This is a genomic window from Pseudomonas sp. CFSAN084952 (assembly GCF_009648855.1).
In the GTDB taxonomy this organism is placed as follows: Bacteria; Pseudomonadota; Gammaproteobacteria; order Pseudomonadales; family Pseudomonadaceae; genus Aquipseudomonas; species Aquipseudomonas paracarnis.
On record NZ_CP045767.1, the window covers coordinates 2,256,794 to 2,272,580 of the forward strand.

18 protein-coding genes are annotated in these 15,787 nt (G+C 57.1%); 13 read left to right on the forward strand and 5 right to left on the reverse strand.

Features of this window, described 5'->3' with window-relative positions:
- Nucleotides 1–3: 3 nt before the first annotated feature.
- The 9 genes from catA to GH769_RS10280 all read left to right on the forward strand — a co-directional run bounded on the left by catA (nt 4) and on the right by GH769_RS10280 (nt 6,455).
- Nucleotides 4–930 (forward strand): catechol 1,2-dioxygenase, encoded by a 927-nt coding sequence (gene catA / locus GH769_RS10240; protein ID WP_153649737.1) that lies wholly within the window; start codon nt 4–6, stop codon nt 928–930.
- Between the two features lie 83 nt (nt 931–1,013).
- Nucleotides 1,014–2,213 carry a benzoate/H(+) symporter BenE family transporter gene (locus tag GH769_RS10245; RefSeq protein ID WP_153649738.1) on the forward strand — a complete coding sequence of 400 codons (1,200 nt, stop codon included), beginning with the start codon at nt 1,014–1,016 and terminating at the stop codon, nt 2,211–2,213.
- A 66-nt stretch (nt 2,214–2,279) separates the two neighbouring features.
- Nucleotides 2,280–3,035, forward strand: coding sequence for a heme ABC transporter permease (locus tag GH769_RS10250; RefSeq protein WP_153649739.1), 756 nt, complete (start codon nt 2,280–2,282; stop codon nt 3,033–3,035).
- Nucleotides 3,032–3,208 (forward strand): heme exporter protein CcmD, encoded by a 177-nt coding sequence (gene ccmD, locus GH769_RS10255; RefSeq protein WP_007939192.1) that lies wholly within the window; start codon nt 3,032–3,034, stop codon nt 3,206–3,208. The genes GH769_RS10250 and ccmD overlap by 4 nt, the downstream gene beginning before the upstream one ends.
- The gene (gene ccmE / locus GH769_RS10260; RefSeq protein ID WP_153649740.1) at nt 3,205–3,654 is read left to right on the forward strand and encodes a cytochrome c maturation protein CcmE; all 450 of its coding nucleotides are present in this window, start codon (nt 3,205–3,207) and stop codon (nt 3,652–3,654) included. The genes ccmD and ccmE overlap by 4 nt, the downstream gene beginning before the upstream one ends.
- A gap of 10 nt (nt 3,655–3,664) precedes the next feature.
- The gene (hisN, locus tag GH769_RS10265) at nt 3,665–4,444 is read left to right on the forward strand and encodes a histidinol-phosphatase (protein ID WP_153649973.1); all 780 of its coding nucleotides are present in this window, start codon (nt 3,665–3,667) and stop codon (nt 4,442–4,444) included.
- A gap of 136 nt (nt 4,445–4,580) precedes the next feature.
- Nucleotides 4,581–5,162, forward strand: coding sequence for a TetR/AcrR family transcriptional regulator (locus GH769_RS10270; protein WP_153649741.1), 582 nt, complete (start codon nt 4,581–4,583; stop codon nt 5,160–5,162).
- A gap of 68 nt (nt 5,163–5,230) precedes the next feature.
- Nucleotides 5,231–5,998 carry an MBL fold metallo-hydrolase gene (locus tag GH769_RS10275; protein ID WP_047738995.1) on the forward strand — a complete coding sequence of 256 codons (768 nt, stop codon included), beginning with the start codon at nt 5,231–5,233 and terminating at the stop codon, nt 5,996–5,998.
- Nucleotides 5,999–6,038: 40 nt separating this feature from the next.
- Nucleotides 6,039–6,455, forward strand: coding sequence for an ester cyclase (locus tag GH769_RS10280; protein ID WP_153649742.1), 417 nt, complete (start codon nt 6,039–6,041; stop codon nt 6,453–6,455).
- A gap of 154 nt (nt 6,456–6,609) precedes the next feature.
- Here GH769_RS10280 and GH769_RS10285 read toward each other — a convergent pair whose 3' ends face one another.
- From GH769_RS10285 to GH769_RS10305, 5 genes are all read right to left on the reverse strand, one after another.
- Complete coding sequence (locus tag GH769_RS10285) at nt 6,610–8,760, reverse strand: TonB-dependent siderophore receptor (protein ID WP_153649743.1); 2,151 nt, start codon at nt 8,758–8,760, stop codon at nt 6,610–6,612.
- A gap of 71 nt (nt 8,761–8,831) precedes the next feature.
- Nucleotides 8,832–9,221 carry a hypothetical protein gene (locus GH769_RS10290; RefSeq protein ID WP_153649744.1) on the reverse strand — a complete coding sequence of 130 codons (390 nt, stop codon included), beginning with the start codon at nt 9,219–9,221 and terminating at the stop codon, nt 8,832–8,834.
- A 61-nt stretch (nt 9,222–9,282) separates the two neighbouring features.
- Nucleotides 9,283–9,858: a c-type cytochrome gene (locus tag GH769_RS10295; protein ID WP_153649745.1), complete on the reverse strand. Its 576-nt coding sequence runs from the start codon at nt 9,856–9,858 to the stop codon at nt 9,283–9,285.
- On the reverse strand, nt 9,845–11,152 hold the full coding sequence (soxC, locus tag GH769_RS10300) for a sulfite dehydrogenase (RefSeq protein ID WP_256670317.1): 1,308 nt from the start codon (nt 11,150–11,152) through the stop codon (nt 9,845–9,847). The genes GH769_RS10295 and soxC overlap by 14 nt, the downstream gene beginning before the upstream one ends.
- Nucleotides 11,153–11,338: 186 nt before the next feature.
- Nucleotides 11,339–11,956, reverse strand: coding sequence for a TetR/AcrR family transcriptional regulator (locus GH769_RS10305; RefSeq protein ID WP_153649746.1), 618 nt, complete (start codon nt 11,954–11,956; stop codon nt 11,339–11,341).
- Between the two features lie 216 nt (nt 11,957–12,172).
- On the opposite strand from GH769_RS10305, the gene GH769_RS10310 reads away from it, so the two are divergent.
- From GH769_RS10310 to GH769_RS10325, 4 genes are all read left to right on the forward strand, one after another.
- On the forward strand, nt 12,173–13,060 hold the full coding sequence (locus GH769_RS10310) for a DMT family transporter (protein ID WP_153649747.1): 888 nt from the start codon (nt 12,173–12,175) through the stop codon (nt 13,058–13,060).
- A 104-nt stretch (nt 13,061–13,164) separates the two neighbouring features.
- Nucleotides 13,165–13,965 (forward strand): AraC family transcriptional regulator, encoded by an 801-nt coding sequence (locus tag GH769_RS10315; RefSeq protein ID WP_153649748.1) that lies wholly within the window; start codon nt 13,165–13,167, stop codon nt 13,963–13,965.
- Nucleotides 13,966–14,022: 57 nt separating this feature from the next.
- Nucleotides 14,023–15,447, forward strand: coding sequence for an FAD-binding oxidoreductase (locus tag GH769_RS10320; RefSeq protein WP_153649749.1), 1,425 nt, complete (start codon nt 14,023–14,025; stop codon nt 15,445–15,447).
- A complete protein-coding gene (locus tag GH769_RS10325; RefSeq protein WP_153649750.1) occupies nt 15,444–15,785 on the forward strand; it encodes a cupin domain-containing protein in 342 nt (113 codons plus the stop codon). The genes GH769_RS10320 and GH769_RS10325 overlap by 4 nt, the downstream gene beginning before the upstream one ends.
- The last annotated feature ends 2 nt before the right edge of the window (nt 15,786–15,787 follow it).

Below are 15,787 nucleotides of genomic sequence, written 5' to 3' on the forward strand. Positions count from 1 at the left end.
ACCATGACCGTGAAAATTTCGCAGACTGCTGAGATTCAAAAGTTCTTCGAGGACGCAGCCGGGTTGAAAAATGCTGCAGGCAGCGCACGCCTCAAAAGCATCGTGCTGCGTGTGTTGAACGATACCGCCCGGATTATCGAAGACCTTGAGATATCCGAAGATGAGTTCTGGAAAGCGGTTGACTATATCAACCGTTTGGGCGGACGCAGCGAGGCCGGGTTACTGGTCGCCGGCCTTGGTATTGAGCACTTCCTTGATTTGCTTCAAGACGCTAAGGATGCGCAGGTTGGGTTGACGGGCGGTACGCCACGTACCATCGAGGGCCCCCTTTACGTTGCCGGTGCGCCCATAAGCGAAGGCGAAGTCCGTATGGACGACGGCAACGAGGAGGGGCCAGCCACCGTGATGTTTCTTGAAGGCCAAGTGTTTGATACGCAGGGTCATCCACTGGCGGGCGCCACGGTAGATTTGTGGCACGCCAATACCAAGGGCACGTATTCATTTTTCGATCAGAGCCAGTCTGAGTACAACTTGCGTCGTCGCATCATTACAGATGCGCAGGGGCGCTACCGTGCGCGCAGTATCGTGCCCTCCGGCTATGGTTGCGATCCGCAGGGCCCTACCCAGGAATGCCTGGATGGGCTCGGTCGTCACGGCCAGCGACCCGCGCATGTGCACTTCTTTATTTCGGCTCCAGGACACAGGCACCTGACTACTCAGATCAACCTTTCAGGAGACAAGTACCTCTGGGATGACTTTGCTTACGCCACCCGCGATGGATTGGTTGGAGAGGTGGAATTTAAGGAGGATGGCGCACGAGGTGTCTCGGGACGGTACGCTGAGCTTAAGTTCGACTTTCAACTGCAACGCGCCGTTGCTCCAGCCGCAGAGCAACGTAGTCTGCGCCCCCGGGCCCTCCAGGATGCATGATTAATTCATCAGAACGGGGCCTGCGCGATGGGCCCTGTTCTTGTGAGTCGTTGTTCCTTGTTGCGTTGATAATTGCGAATGCCATGAAAAGTGTGCTCAGAGATTCTTCGCTATCAGCTCTGGTGGCGGGGATAATTGCAACGTTGATTTCTTATGCAGGCCCGCTTGTGTTGGTTTTTCACGCCGCACAGAGTGCGTCCCTTTCACAGGAAATTCTTTCATCCTGGATATGGGCGATATCAATTGGCAGTGCGGTAATTGGGGCTTTGCTCAGCCTGTATTATCGGGTGCCGATCGTGATTGCTTGGTCCATCCCCGGTTCGGCGCTGCTCGTTACGGCGCTTCCGCAAATGACCATCAATCAAGCGGTGGGTGCGTTTATAGTCGCCAATGTCATCCTACTGCTGATTGGCGTTAGCGGTGCTTTCGATCGGATCATCGCTCGCTTGCCGGGCTCGATCGCGGCGGGCATGCAAGCCGGTATTCTCTTTTCGTTCGGCATCGAGGTGTTTCGGGTGCTACCGGAGCAGCCAGCCTTGGTCTTGTCGATGTTTATTGCGTACATCCTGATGCGCAGGGTCTGGCCACGTTATGCCGTATTGGCAGTTTTGCTGGTCGGTGGGGCCGTCACGATGTTTGGCGGGCACTTGCGAACCGAAGCGTTAGTGTTTGACCTAGCCACTCCCCAATGGATCGCTCCTGAGTTTTCTTTAACGGTCATTTTGAATTTGGCATTGCCGTTGGTTGTGGTGTCGCTGACGGGCCAGTTCATGCCAGGCATGGCGGTTTTGCGCAACGCAGGGTTCAACACGCCTGCCAGTCCCATTATCAGTGTCAGTGCTATCGGCGCGATGCTGTTGGCGCCCTTTGCTTGCCATGGTCTGAACCTCGCGGCAGTTACGGCGAGCCTTTGTACCGGCCGTGAGGCCCATGAGGATCCGCGGCGGCGCTATGTCGCTGCTCTTTCCGGGAGTGCCACCTATCTGCTGTTTGGTATAGCGGGTGCCACGCTGGTTTCGTTGTTCGCGGCGTTTCCTCGAGCGTTGATCGCAGCACTTGCAGGCTTGGCGTTGTATGGCGCGATCAGCGACGCGTTGGTGCGCAGCCTGAGTGAATCGAAAGAGCTCGACGCAGGACTCTTCACTTTTCTCGTTACTGCTTCTGGGGTCTCTTTTTGTGGATTCTCCGCCCCTTTTTGGGGGTTGATTTTTGGTCTGACCGTGCATTTTTTGAAGCGTCCAGAATGTAAAAAACTCTTGGTTAAAGGGAACACGAACAGCTAGCGAGGCCTGTTCCATGGGCAGATTCAGCGGTCGCAATCCTGAGCCGCAACCGTGATGGAAACAGCAATGAACTGGACCTGGTTTCACAAGCTCGGCTCACCCAAATGGTTCTACGGCATCAGCGGCAAGATGCTGCCCTGGTTGAGCGTCGTCGCCCTGCTGCTGATTGGCATCGGCGTGGTCTGGGGCCTGGCATTCGCACCGCCGGACTACCAGCAAGGCAACAGCTTTCGCATCATCTACATTCACGTTCCCACGGCGCTGTTGGCTCAGTCCATCTATGTGATGCTGGCGGTGTGCGGCGTGGTCGGGCTGGTGTGGAAGATGAAGCTGGCGGACGTGGCTCTGCAATGCGCCGCGCCCATCGGTGCCTGGATGACCGCCGTGGCGTTGGTCACCGGGGCGATCTGGGGCAAGCCGACCTGGGGCTCGTGGTGGGTCTGGGATGCCCGACTGACGTCGATGCTGATCCTGCTGTTTTTGTACTTCGGTCTAATTGCGCTGGGTAACGCCATCAGCAATCGTGACAGCGCCGCCAAGGCCTGCGCGGTGCTGGCGATTGTCGGCGTGATCAACATCCCGATCATCAAGTACTCGGTGGAGTGGTGGAACACCCTGCACCAGGGCGCGACCTTCACCCTCACGGAAAAACCGGCGATGCCCGTGCAGATGTGGCTGCCGCTGTTGTTGACCGTGCTGGGCTTTTACTGCTTCTTCGGCGCGGTGCTGTTATTGCGCATGCGCCTGGAAGTGCTCAAGCGCGAGTCCCGGGCCAGTTGGGTGAAGGCCGAAGTACAGAACAGCCTGGAGGCCGCTCGATGAGTTTTGCATCATTCGGCGATTTTCTCGCCATGGGCCATCACGGCCTGTATGTCTGGTCCGCCTATGGCATCTGCCTGGCGGTGCTGGCCCTCAACGTGGCGGCGCCGATCCTGGCCCGCAAGCGGTATCTGCAACAAGAGGCGCGTCGTCTGCGCCGGGAGAACGGTCAGTGAATCCGCTGCGCAAAAAACGTCTTGTCATCATTCTTGCGATCCTGGTGGGTGTCGGTGCCGCGGTCGCCCTGGCCCTGAGCGCCCTGCAGCAAAACATCAACCTGTTCTACACCCCGACCCAGATCGCCAACGGCGAAGCCCCCAAGGACACCCGCATCCGCGCTGGCGGCATGGTGGAAAAAGGCTCGCTGGAGCGCTCCGGGGATTCGCTGGACGTGAAATTCAATGTCACCGACTTCAGCAAGACCGTGACCATCACCTATCGTGGCATTCTTCCGGACCTGTTCCGCGAAGGGCAGGGCATCGTCGCCCTGGGCAAGCTCAACGCCGACGGCGTGGTGGTGGCCGACGAAGTGCTGGCCAAGCACGACGAAAAATACATGCCGCCGGAAGTGACCAAAGCCCTGAAAGACAGCGGTCAGTCGGCGCCCGTGAAGGAGGGTTAATCTGTTGAACATGCGTTTGATTAATGAGTATCAGCATTTCGCTGAGCGTTTAGCTGATGTCTCCGCAAAGGTTATTGAGCCGTACTTTCGAGTTAAGTTGGATGTAAAGCACAAAGGGGGGAGCGTCTATGATCCGGTAACCTTGGCTGATCGGAATGCCGAGCAAGCAATGCGTGAACTGATTCAGGATCAATACCCCACACATGGAATTTTAGGTGAGGAGGAAGGCTCGCTGCTGGGTAGCAGTGAACTGACTTGGGTACTTGATCCTATCGATGGGACTCGATCGTTTATCACCGGGTTGCCCCTGTGGGGCACGCTTATAGCCCTAAACGATGGTCAGCGCCCCATCCTCGGAGTGATGAATCAGCCATTTACTGGCGAGCGGTACATTGGCACGCCTGAAGGCGCTTGGCTCAATGGAAACAAGTTAAAGACACGTCAATGCCCAGATATTTCCTCGGTCACGTTGATGTGTACGACACTGCAATTGTTCGACACGGCAGTTCGTCGAGACGCTTTTCAAGCGGTAGCGGATCAAGTGAAGTTGGTTCGTTTTGGCGGAGATTGTTATGCGTACTGCATGCTCGCATCGGGATTCGTTGATGTGGTTATCGAGGCCAGTCTGCAGCCATACGATATCCAAGCGCTGATTCCAATTGTTGAAGGCGCAGGTGGCGTGATTACCACTTGGGATGGCCGCTCAGCCCAGCAGGGTGGAACGATCATCGCTTGCGGGGACCGGTCACTGCACGCGCAACTGATAGAAATGTTGAAGCACGCCACGTGACCTGAGCGTTCCTTATGGTGAGTTTGCCCTTACTGACCAATGGTCTGACATTTTTCTGGACCGATCGGTCCTAAATGGCTAGAGTACGCCTCCAAACAGTCCAATCTGCTTTCGCAACGGAGCGCTCGAATCGACCATGTCCAGACCGCAGGCATTCAATACGCAAGAAGCGTTACACAAGGCAATGGTCGTGTTTTGGCGCAAAGGTTATGAGGCTACTTCGATAACTGATCTTCTCGGCGCCACGGGATTGAGCAAAAGCAGCTTGTACGCAACATTTGGCGGCAAGCGCGAGTTGTTCATCATGGCGTTCGACGCGTATCGTCGTGATCGAACTAAGGACATGCATAGAGCCTTGCAGGACGGCCCTGCACGTCATTCTATCGAGGCGTTCTTCCGTTCTCTCTTTGCTGACATCGGTGACCCGGGCGAATCCCATGGCTGCATGAGCATCAATCAAGCTGTGGAGATGGCGGCACATGATCTTGATGTCCGTCAGAGGGTCATGGAGGACTTTCATCTCATTGAGGAGGCGTTGGAGAGGGCGATTGAACGAGGGCAACAAGATGGGTCATTGGGTAGTAAGCGGCTTGCCCGAGAATTGGCCCGTCTCTTGGTTTTGGCTTTTCCTGGACTGCAGGTCATGGCACGTGCTGGATACGCCAAACAAGATTTAGAAAGTGCGTTACACCTGCTGCTGTCGAATTTGGATTTCTAACCGTCGCAAAAATTTTATACGTTTTGGACTGGTCGGTCCAAATCATAGCCTGAATTAAGGAGAATATCGTGAAGGTCACACAGATACGTAACGCAACGTTGATTATTGAATACGCAGGGACTCGGTTTCTGATCGACCCTTTGCTTGCAAAGAAGGGGGCATATCCGGGGTTTGAGGGGACGGCTAATAGCCATTTGTTCAACCCTACGGTGGCATTGCCGGTGTCGATGGAAGACATCTTGAACGTTGACGCCGTCATCGTGACCCATACCCACCCCGACCATTGGGACGAAGCCGCTAAAGCCCTGGTTCCAAAACAACTGCCGATTTTTGTTCAGAATGAAGAGGACCGTGAGTTGATCCTATCTCAGGGTTTCGGCGACGTTCGACTGATCAAAGGAGCGCTATTTAATGGTGTGTCGCTGGCGCAGACTCTCGGCCAACACGGCACTGATGGTGCAATGGCAGCTATGGGGGAAATTCTTGGCGAGGTGTGCGGGGTAATGTTCAGTCATCCAGACGAGAAAACTCTGTATCTCGCTGGCGACACGATCTGGAATCAATACGTCCAGGACGCCCTGCAGCAGTTTCAGCCCGAAGTCGTCATTCTAAATGCCGGAGATGCTCAGGTGATCGGGCTCGGTTCCATCATCATGGGTAAGCAGGACGTCTACGAAGTTTTTCAGGCAGCGCCTCAGGCGACGCTTATCGCTACCCATATGGAGTCTGTAAACCATGCGGTGCTGACGCGTAAAGAGCTTCGTGAGTTCTCCGTGGAGAAGGGCATGACTGATCGCTTGCTCATCCCTGAAGACGGCGAGACTTGTAGTCTCTGATTCAGCGAGCCCAAACGACCATTCAGCAAGGAGAAAGTTAATGTCGGTCGAAGTAAACAAAGAACTGGTGCGAAAATTTTATGCCGCTATTCAGCTTGAGGATTACGCGGCGGCGGCGAGCTGCTGCCATGAGAACTTTGTTTTTTATACCCAAGTAGACACGCCTATTCTTGGCACAGCAGGACTCATCCAGTCGGAGAAAAAAAACTTCGATGCCTTCGAAGGATTCACTTTTAAGATCGAATCACTGCTCGCCGAGGGCGATCAGGTTGCGGCTTACATGATATTCGATGGCCGGCAAACCGGAATATTTGAAGGGATTGAGCCGAAAGGGGCCCGAGTACGATTTTCGTTGATGATGCTCCTGACCGTTACCGATGGAAAAATCATTAAAAAGCGCGCTCACTTTGACCGAATGGACATTCGCAAGCAGCTGGCCGCAACAGTAGGAGCCTGAAGAAAATCGCCCAAAAAGCAGTCTGGCGAACCACGTTCTATAAGCGATGTTTTCGAGCTTATCGAATGGGAACGACCAGCTGCTTGAATCATGAAAAGGCGCGCTTGGATGTTAGCCCTGCGGGTCTGGGCAAAATGCTACGGTTTCTTTCTCATCAGTAGCGCCACTGCATAGCGACCTCCAGACTGCGCGGCTCCCCCAGATAATATTGGGTGTTGCTCTGGTGGATGAAACGGGCGTAGACCTCGTCGGTCAGGTTACGTAGACGCGCGCTGAGCTGCACGTGTTTGTCCAGATCGTGGGTCATGGACAAACCATAGACGGTGTACGAAGGCACCCACGTCGTATTGGCGATGTTGGCGTAGACCGACGATACGTAGCGCGCGTCGGCCCCGAGTTGCCAGTCAGGAGCCACGTCATAAGTCAGCCAGAGATTGGCCACACGGTCGGGAATGTTCACCGGATTCTTGCCTTTGCGCGAGTACACAGCACCGGCGATGGTTTCATTGAACTCGTCATACTCGGCCCTGACCCAGCTGAAGTTACCGGCCGCCAGTAGCTTGGGCGTGATCTTGAATGAAGCTGCCAACTCGATGCCGGTGGAGGTTTGCTGGCCCGCTTGTTCGGTGGTGTTGGGCACGGTCGAGGAGGGGACGGAGATGTTCTTGCGCACGATGCGATAGGCCGCGGCAGTGGCCGAACCGCGACCGTCAAGAAAATCGAACTTGCTTCCCACCTCTACCTGGCGACCGGTGCTCAAGTCGAAGTCGCCCACCTGGGAAATGGAGGCGCTGGTAAGCGTGCCTCCCGGCGGCTCGGCCGACGTGCTGTACTGGGTATAAAGGCTAACATTCGAGGTTAGGTCGTATACCAGGCCCAGGCGACCCGTGATTGCATCCCAGCGCTTGTCGAGCTTAGCTTGCGCCGTATGATCGACGATTTCGAAGTCGATATGGTCATAACGCAGCGCAGCAATCAACGACAGTTGTTCGGTCAGGTGCGTACGGTTCTCGACGAAAGCCGACGAGGTGTCGGTCCAAGTACTGCGGCCTTTAGTGCGCGGTGCATCCATCCCCGGAATGTCCAAGAAGTGGCCCGGCTCGAAGCCATCTGGATCGATGGTGTCGAAGGCGCCTTTGGACAATGGATAGTTGGTTTGCTGGTTAGTGTTGTAATCCACGCCCAGAGCCCAATCGCTGGCCAGGCCGAACAGTTGAGCCTGGTGAGTCAGCTCGATGCGGTCGCCATTGACTTCCTGGTCGTGCCGCTGGCGATAACCGCCGGAGCGGGCGATGACGCTGTTATCGCCGTTGAAGCGATAAACCTCAAGATTGCGGTAATCGCGCTGGCCGCTGTAATGGTAGAAGGTGTTGCGCAACTGGGTGTCGTCGTCCAGTTGATAGTCGGTGATCGAGCGTATCCAGCGGGTGCGCTGCTCGTAGCGGCCATCGTCGACGTTGTAGTTGTTGAAACGGTTGCGCTTGTCGATGTGCAGTTTGCCGGTCAGCGGTTGCAACACCGGCGTGCCCCAATACGGACTGTCTTCTTTCTCTTCCAGATATTCGATCGCCAGCGTATGGGAGAGCTGGTCATTGATGTCGCTGAGCAGCGAGAAGGCCAGGTTGCCCGCCCCGTTCTCCTGGCGGTCGATGTAGCCGTTGCCGCTGGTGCGGCTGTAGTCGAGCCGCGCATAGTGGCGTGGGCCGTCACCGCTGTTGAGTGCCTTATTGAAGCCGACTGCGGTTTCCCAGGTGTCGTAGCGGCCGTAACTCATCCGGCCCTCGAAGGTATCTTCCTCGCGGTTGGCAAGCTTGGTGATCACGTTCAGGCTGCCACCAACGGCACCGCTACCGTTGAGGAACGAGGAGGGGCCGCCTAACAACTCCACCCGGTCATAAATCCAGGCCCCGATCGGACGAGCTGCGCCACCATATTGCAGGTTGATGCCGTTGAACAGCTGACTGATCTGGGCACCGTTGAAGCCACGGTACGACACATAGCCGCCCCAGCCGGGCGGTGCAGAAGCGTTTATCCCAGGCAGGGCGTTTGCCGCGTCCTGAAAGTTTCGTGCTCCAATGCGTTCCATTGTCTTGCGGTCGGCCACACTCACAGAGGCGGGATTTTCCCGGGCGCTGAGGTTCAGGCGCGAGCCGCTTTCGATGGAGGTGTCCAGGTCGAGGATAGTGGCCGGTTTCGGCTGTTCGGCCGAGGCGTTGATGTAGCTGGTGGGCAAGGTCAGAGTGGTGTCTTGCGCCCACGCGCAGGTGCTGCCTGCGAGCAGCGCTAAAGTAGTCAAGCGAAACATGAAAAGCTTCCTGGCTTAATTCTATGAGCACACACCGGCCGTGCGTCATGCAGCTGCAAGTGGTGATGATGTCAAAGCGCGGGAAGCAGGGCGGGGGAGGCGCCAGGATTGATTAGGGGCCAGCGCTGCCTGGGTGAGCAGCGCGCCGGTTGTGTGGGCAAGGGCTTGGCTGGCTCCCCCGCAAGCATGGCGAGCAGTCCGAAGAACGCAGCCAGCAGAATCGCACCGAACAGGCTGGCAATGACGCAATCGCCATCGACGGAAAGTGGAGGGGCGGGCACATCCTGCAGGCCTTCGTACACCGCGCCGCTGTTCGAAGTGCAAAACAGCCCACTGTCCAAACCGCTCAATCGCAAGCCGGCCATTTGTCCATGGCCCATCGCGCACAGCAACGAACCGAACAGGATGCTGAAGTACAGCACCCAGGCAATCATCGATTTTTCGCGGCTGGCCAGCTTCATCAGCAAAGCTCGTTGAGAAGGAACGGTTTATCGGCGAGCGGATTTTACATTTTTTGATCTGTCAGTGAACTTTTAAACAGTTCGACATACAGGCAACAGCCTTGCTGTCCGGTCTGTCGTCGGTATAAAAGCCGTCTCGATTCGGCATCTTTACATCCGCCAAGGTCGATGCATCCACGGTCGCGTTGGCTTCCAGCAGCTTGTTCATGTGTAGGATGTAGCCGGTCACTGCGTAGACTTGTTCGTTGGACAATGACTGTGGCGCCTGGAAGGGCATGGCTCTGCGGATGTAGTCGAAAAGCGTCGTTGCATAAGGCCAATAGCTGCCGACTGTCTTGAGCGGTTTGTCAGTAGTCAGGGTTCCTTCGCCCCCCACCAACGCAGGACCGACGCCGCCTTCGAGCTTCACGCCATGGCAACTGACGCAGCTGTTCATGTAAACCTTTTCCCCGTCCGCCACCGTCGCGCGCCCTGGAGGCAAAGCCTTACCGTCGGGCGCCACATCGATGTTCCAACTGGCGATCTGCGCGTCGGTAGCCTTAGTGCCCAAACCGTATTGGGATTGTGCTGAGGCATGGGTCAGCGCACAGGCGCAAAGCAAACCTATGAATAACGAACCACCTTTAAGCCCGTCCATTGGTCACCTCCCCACTGCTGGACACGCGCCACGGTTGCACCGAGTTGTTGTGGTAGAAAGAGACCTTGCCACGTTCATCGATCAGATGTTCCAGCATCGGCTGAACATATCCTGTCTCGTCGATGGCGCGGCTCATGATCATCAACTCTTGGCCGTTCCATTCGAAAGGCGCCCTGAAGGCGGTCAGTGCCTTGGTCAGAATGGGCTCCTGTAAGCTGGCTTGCGTCCAGTTGTTGCCACCATCGATGGAAACGTCAACGCGGGTGATTTTGCCGTGTCCGCTCCAAGCGATGCCACGCATCTCATGCAGCCCCTTGCGCGTCAGTTTCTGGGTGCCGGAAGGGTAGGTGATCAGCGATTTGCATTCCATGACAAAGGAAAATTTCCGAGCCTTGCCGTCCGCCATCAAGTCGGTGTATCTGGCAGTTTCTTCCCGGCTGTAGGCGGGCGCGTCGGTGACGTGAAGTCGGCGCAGCCATTTGATGTGGGTATTGCCCTCGTAACCCGGGACAAACAGGCGCAGCGGGTAGCCTTGTTCCGGCCTTAGTCGCTCGCCGTTCTGGCTGTAGACAACCATCACATCGTCCAGGCATTTCTCGATGGGAATACTGCGCGTCATTGCTGCACCGTCCGCACCTTCGGCGATGATCCACTTGGCTTGCGGCATCAGCCCGGCTTCATCCAGCAGAGTTTTCAGGGTAACGCCCGTCCACTCAGCGCAACTCACCAGGCCGCTCACTTCGGCTGCGGTTTTACCCCAGGGAGGAAGAAATGATGGGTTGCCCGAACACTCCATGAAGTGCACCCGTGACACGGCGGGGAATTGGCGTATCTCATCCACGGTTAAGATCAAGGCTGTTTCGGTGAGGCCATGGATCACCAACCGGTGTTCCGCAGGATCGATTTGCGGGACACCCGCGTGGTGGCGCTCATAGAACAGGCCGTTCGGTGTAATGATGCCGTCCAGCTCTTGAAGTGGGGAGGTGCTGTAGGCGGACATCGTGTCCTTCAGGCCGGGATATAGATTCCTGACGGCTTTGGTTTCGAACGTTGAAGGTTTGCCATAAGGGCTTGCCGTGGGGGCGCCAAGGCTACGGGTCCATTGCGGGACTTCAAGAGGCAGGTTCGGATCAAGAGGGGCGATGTTGGTCGTCTCGGCGCTGACAAGATCGCTATCACCCAGAGCAAAGGCAGCAGTACCGATAACGGCCCCGCTTCTAATCAGGAAATCCCTGCGAGCCAAAGATGTTTGAGGCATGTCTTGCTTGGCGGGGACCATGTTTTTTTTTGTCATTGTTGTTCCCTCTGGTTCTTTGTCGGGATGGACCCAACAGCAAGTCTATAGACCGATCGGTCGGTCCGTAGTAAGCCTAGAACGAAAAACGCCCGTGGTCCAGTCGCAGGGACAACCATCGGTGAGTGAACGTGAATGAGAAGGAGGTCGAGGGAGGCGGCGCATTTTAAGCGCCGCTGATGACAGTCAAGCCGGGCGCGGCTCAACCTTCAATCCGGGCAGGAGGGTATCGCAGAAGAACGTCGCGATGGATTCCGGGGAGCGGGGACCTCCGGGCTTGATCCACAAGTAGCTGTAGTGATGAATACCAAGAATAGCCTTCACGGCCAACGAGTCAGATGTGCGGAATGTTCTCTCGCTCACACCGGCCTTGAGGATTTGCGACCAGAGCTTTTCATACTGGCGGTGCAGATCGAGCAACTCGGTCTGGCGCTCGCCAATGACCGAATACACTTCCCGGAAACACACCGTCATTTCGGCCAGGTGGGTGACAATCGTGCGCATCACGATGGCCGAGAACTGGCGAAATTTATCTTCCGCGGGCAGATCGCTCTCGCACAGAGGCGTACCTTCGGCGATGAGCACCCGCAAATATCGACTCGTGATTTCGAACAGCAATTCTTCCTTGCTGCCAATGTGGTAATACAGCGCGCCTCGAGCCAGTCCAGTGGCTTTTTCCAACTCAGCCATGCCGGTCGCGTGAAACCCGCGCGTCGAAAACAACTGCGCAGCGATCCTCAGTATCCGCTCCTTGGTGCTTGTTTCAGCAGGTTCGGCAGCGACGACGGCGTTCTTTTTTCCCATGAGTCAATTCCAACCGGTTGAGCGCCAATCATACCCATGCGTGCGCGCTGAAGGATACAGACGGGAGAAGCTCATCCCATGGTCGCAGGAAGATAGTTGTATTGACCGATCGGTACATAGGCGTCTATAAGCCCACCGTAGTTGAACGTGTTTCAAAGGGCGCGGCGGCGTCGAGCGTTCTGAGAGTCTACCCAGGCATTGGGATCGATCATGACAATGAGCAAACACTTCACTCGGGCGTTCAAATCGTCAGCATCGACAAGATTGATAGCGATGACCTGTTTCGCCATGTTCGCCTTTGCCGCGAACTCGCTCCTGTGCCGCCTGGCACTTAAACACACCGACATCGATGCCGCGAGTTTCAGTATTGTCCGGCTGGCCAGCGGGGCCGTGGTGTTATGGCTGATGTGTGCCTTGAGACGGTCCTCAACCACGATCAAAGGCAGTTGGAAGGGGGCCGCAGCCTTGTTCGTTTACGTTTTCGCTTTTTCCTTCGCGTACCGTCATTTGGAGACCGGGACGGGGGCGTTGCTGCTGTTTGGGGCGGTTCAGCTGAGCATGGTTCTGTACGGCATGCTCAAAGGCGAGCGGATGCATACGAAGGCAATCGCTGGATTTGTATTGGCGCTTGCTGGCTTGGTCAGCCTGCTGCTTCCAGGCGCAGCCGCCCCTGACCCCGCTAGCGCGCTCACAATGCTGTTGTCGGGATTGGCATGGGGAGTTTATTCACTGCTTGGTAAAGGTGTCGGTGATCCTCTGGCGGTCACTGCCGGAAATTTCATCCGCTCCATTCCGCTGGTCCTGATGGCAAGCTTGCCGTTTCTGGCGGGGCTGCGTTGGGACCCGCTGGGGGTACTTTATGGCGTTCTTTCCGGAGCGCTGGCGTCAGGCGTCGGTTACGCGGCCTGGTACGTCGCGGTACGTCACCTTGCCTCGTTTCAAGCAGCGACAGTGCAGTTGAGCGTACCCATCCTGGCTTCGCTGGCTGGTATTGTTTTTCTGGGGGAAAGCCTGAGCGTAAGGATGGTGTTGGCATCCATCACTGTGCTGGGTGGTGTTGCGTTGGTGCTGGGCGGCAAACATGGCAGCGCCACAGGCAGCTAGAGGCTCAGCTCGCTCAATCAGGTACGCCTGGGCCTGCCTGTATTTGTTCACTCAGCCGTTCAAGCACTAGACTGGTGCGGTCCAGTCATCAGGCCCGTCAGACCATGCTCCTCATCCCGCCAGATACCGCCGAGCAGACAAAGCTCACCCTCGAGGTGGTGCTGCGCTATCACATGGCCTGGAAGCAGCGCGACCTGGAGGCGATACTCGCGCTCTATCACCCGCAAGTGCAGTACAACGATTTTTTCCAGAACCGCAGCATGGGCCTGACAGAGCTGCGCGCTTACATCACCGGCACGTTGCCGCGCCATCCCGATGAGTATCTTGAGCACAATGACCGCATCCGCGCGGACGGCTGCACGGCATTCATCCAGTACCAGACTGCTCTGAAGGGCAGTGGCGAGCGGGTGGTTTTTCGTACCAGCGAGGCGATCACGGTATGTGATGGTCTGATCCTGCGTGTAAACGAATATGCGTCACTGGTGCGCGACGGCGAGCCGCACGCCGGGCGTCGCGCCCCCGCCATCAGTAAGCTAGGGCTCTCGGCGCGCCAGTTGGGTTTCATGGCGCGAGACTTGGCCGATTACTTTACCCGCCAGCAGCCATTCCTGGACCCTGATCTGGATCTTGCACGGATTGCCAGCGCCACCGGGTACAGTCGTAATCAGCTGTCTTACCTACTGAATCAAGTGCTGGGGCAAAGTTTCTATCGCTACGTGACCCAAGCTCGCTTGGCCTACCTACTTGAACGCCTCGCCAGTTATGATGAGAACGCGCCCATCGATGCCCTTGCTGTGGGTGCCGGGTTCAATTCCACATCGGCGTTCTACAAGGCGTTCCGTAGCCACAATGGTTGCACACCCAAGGCTTGGTTAAAGGCCAATTGCGCGCGTGCCCGCAGATAACACAGGCCCCTTTGCTGCGCATTAAGCTCTGTCGGCAATCAAACGACGGAGCACGTGATGGCAGGTTGGGGTGGTGTGAGTTTGTGGATGGAGCAAGTCGACGAGGCGCTGACGCCGCGCCCGGCGTTGCACCAGGACTTGCGAGCGGATGTGGTGATCATCGGCGCCGGTTACAGCGGCCTTTGGACGGCCTACTACCTCAAGCAGCAAGCACCACACCTAGACATCGTCATAGTTGAAGCACAGATTGCCGGTTTCGGCGCCTCTGGCCGCAATGGCGGCTGGCTAATGGGTAACCTGTTAGGCGAAGACCGACTCCTGGGACCCTTGCCTGCCACACAACGTCATGCGGGATATCAACTGCTGCATGGGATCCCCGACGAAGTGGCGCGGGTATGCCATGCCGAAAGCATCGATTGCGACCTGCGCAAAGGTGGCGTGTTGTACTGCGCGGCGCGGTATCCCGAGCAAGAACGGCGCCTGCGCGAACAGCTCGCTGCCGCCCGTGCGCAAGGCCTGGGTGAAGACGATTATCGCTGGCTGAGCCCTCAGGCCTTGCGCGAACAATTGAATGTGGCCCAGGCGTACGGCGCCCTGTATTCACCTCACTGCGCGACCATTCAACCTGCCAGATTGGTACGGGGGCTAGCCGAAGTCGTGGAACGCATGGGTGTGCGCATTTTTGAGCAAAGCGCTGTGCTCGACTGGAAGGCAGGCCAGGTTCGAACCGAGTACGGCCGCGTGAGCGCCGATTGGATGGTCCCGGCAGTCGAGGGATATGCCAGCGCCTTGCCCCCGTTGAACAAATATCAACTGGCCGCGCAGAGCCTGATCGTTGCAACTGAGCCGCTCCCGGCCGATGTGTGGGCCGAAATTGGACTTAGCCGTGGTCAGGCTTTCAGCGAAAACAGTCGACAAGTCACCTATGGTCAGCGCAGCCGCGATGACCGCTTGGTGTTTGGTGCCCGCGGTGGCTATCGCTTTGGAGGTCGCCTGCGCAGTGACTTCAACCTCAGTCTGGCCGAACGTGAGTTGCGCCAGTATCTGTTTAGCGAGCTGTTTCCTATTTTGCGCAATGTTCGCCTGACTCATGCCTGGGGCGGAAACCTGGGCGTCGCCCGGCGCTTTCACCCGCACATGTTGGCCGACCGCCGCCAGAAGATCGCACTCGCCGGCGGTTATGGCGGCGAAGGTGTAGGCGCCAGCAACCTGGGTGGCCGCACCGTGGCCGCACTGATTCTTGGTCAGGACAACGAACTGACTCGCCAGCCTTGGGTGTTGGCCGACCGTCCGCTGGCCTCGTTGCCACGCTGGGAGCCAGAGCCCCTGCGCTGGCTGGGTTACAACGCCATTATCCAGAGCTTTGTTCATGAAGATCGGATATTGGCCAACCGCCATGCGCCGCGCTGGCGCCGCCAGATGGCTGAGGGTTTGGCTGGTTGCATGGAACGCCTGATGATGTCCAAGGAGCCGTTCGAATGAAGATCGATCATTTCCGCGACACCACGGGCTTGTCTCTCGGGGAACCGAGCACTGTCGGTATACCGCTGGGTGGGCCGCTTTCACAGGTTGCCGCGATCAGCGTTAAGCGCGATGACGGCGTCGAGGCCGGCGTGTGGGAATGCACCCCCGGCCGCTGGCGGCGCCAGATTGTGCAGCAGGAGTTCTGCCATTTCATCCAGGGGCGCTGCACCTTCACCCCGGATGGCGGTGAGATCCTTCATATCCAGGCCGGCGACGCATTGATGTTGCCTGCGAACACCACGGGAGTCTGGGATATACAAGAAACCGTTCGCAAAAGCTACGTGCTGATTTTCTGAAC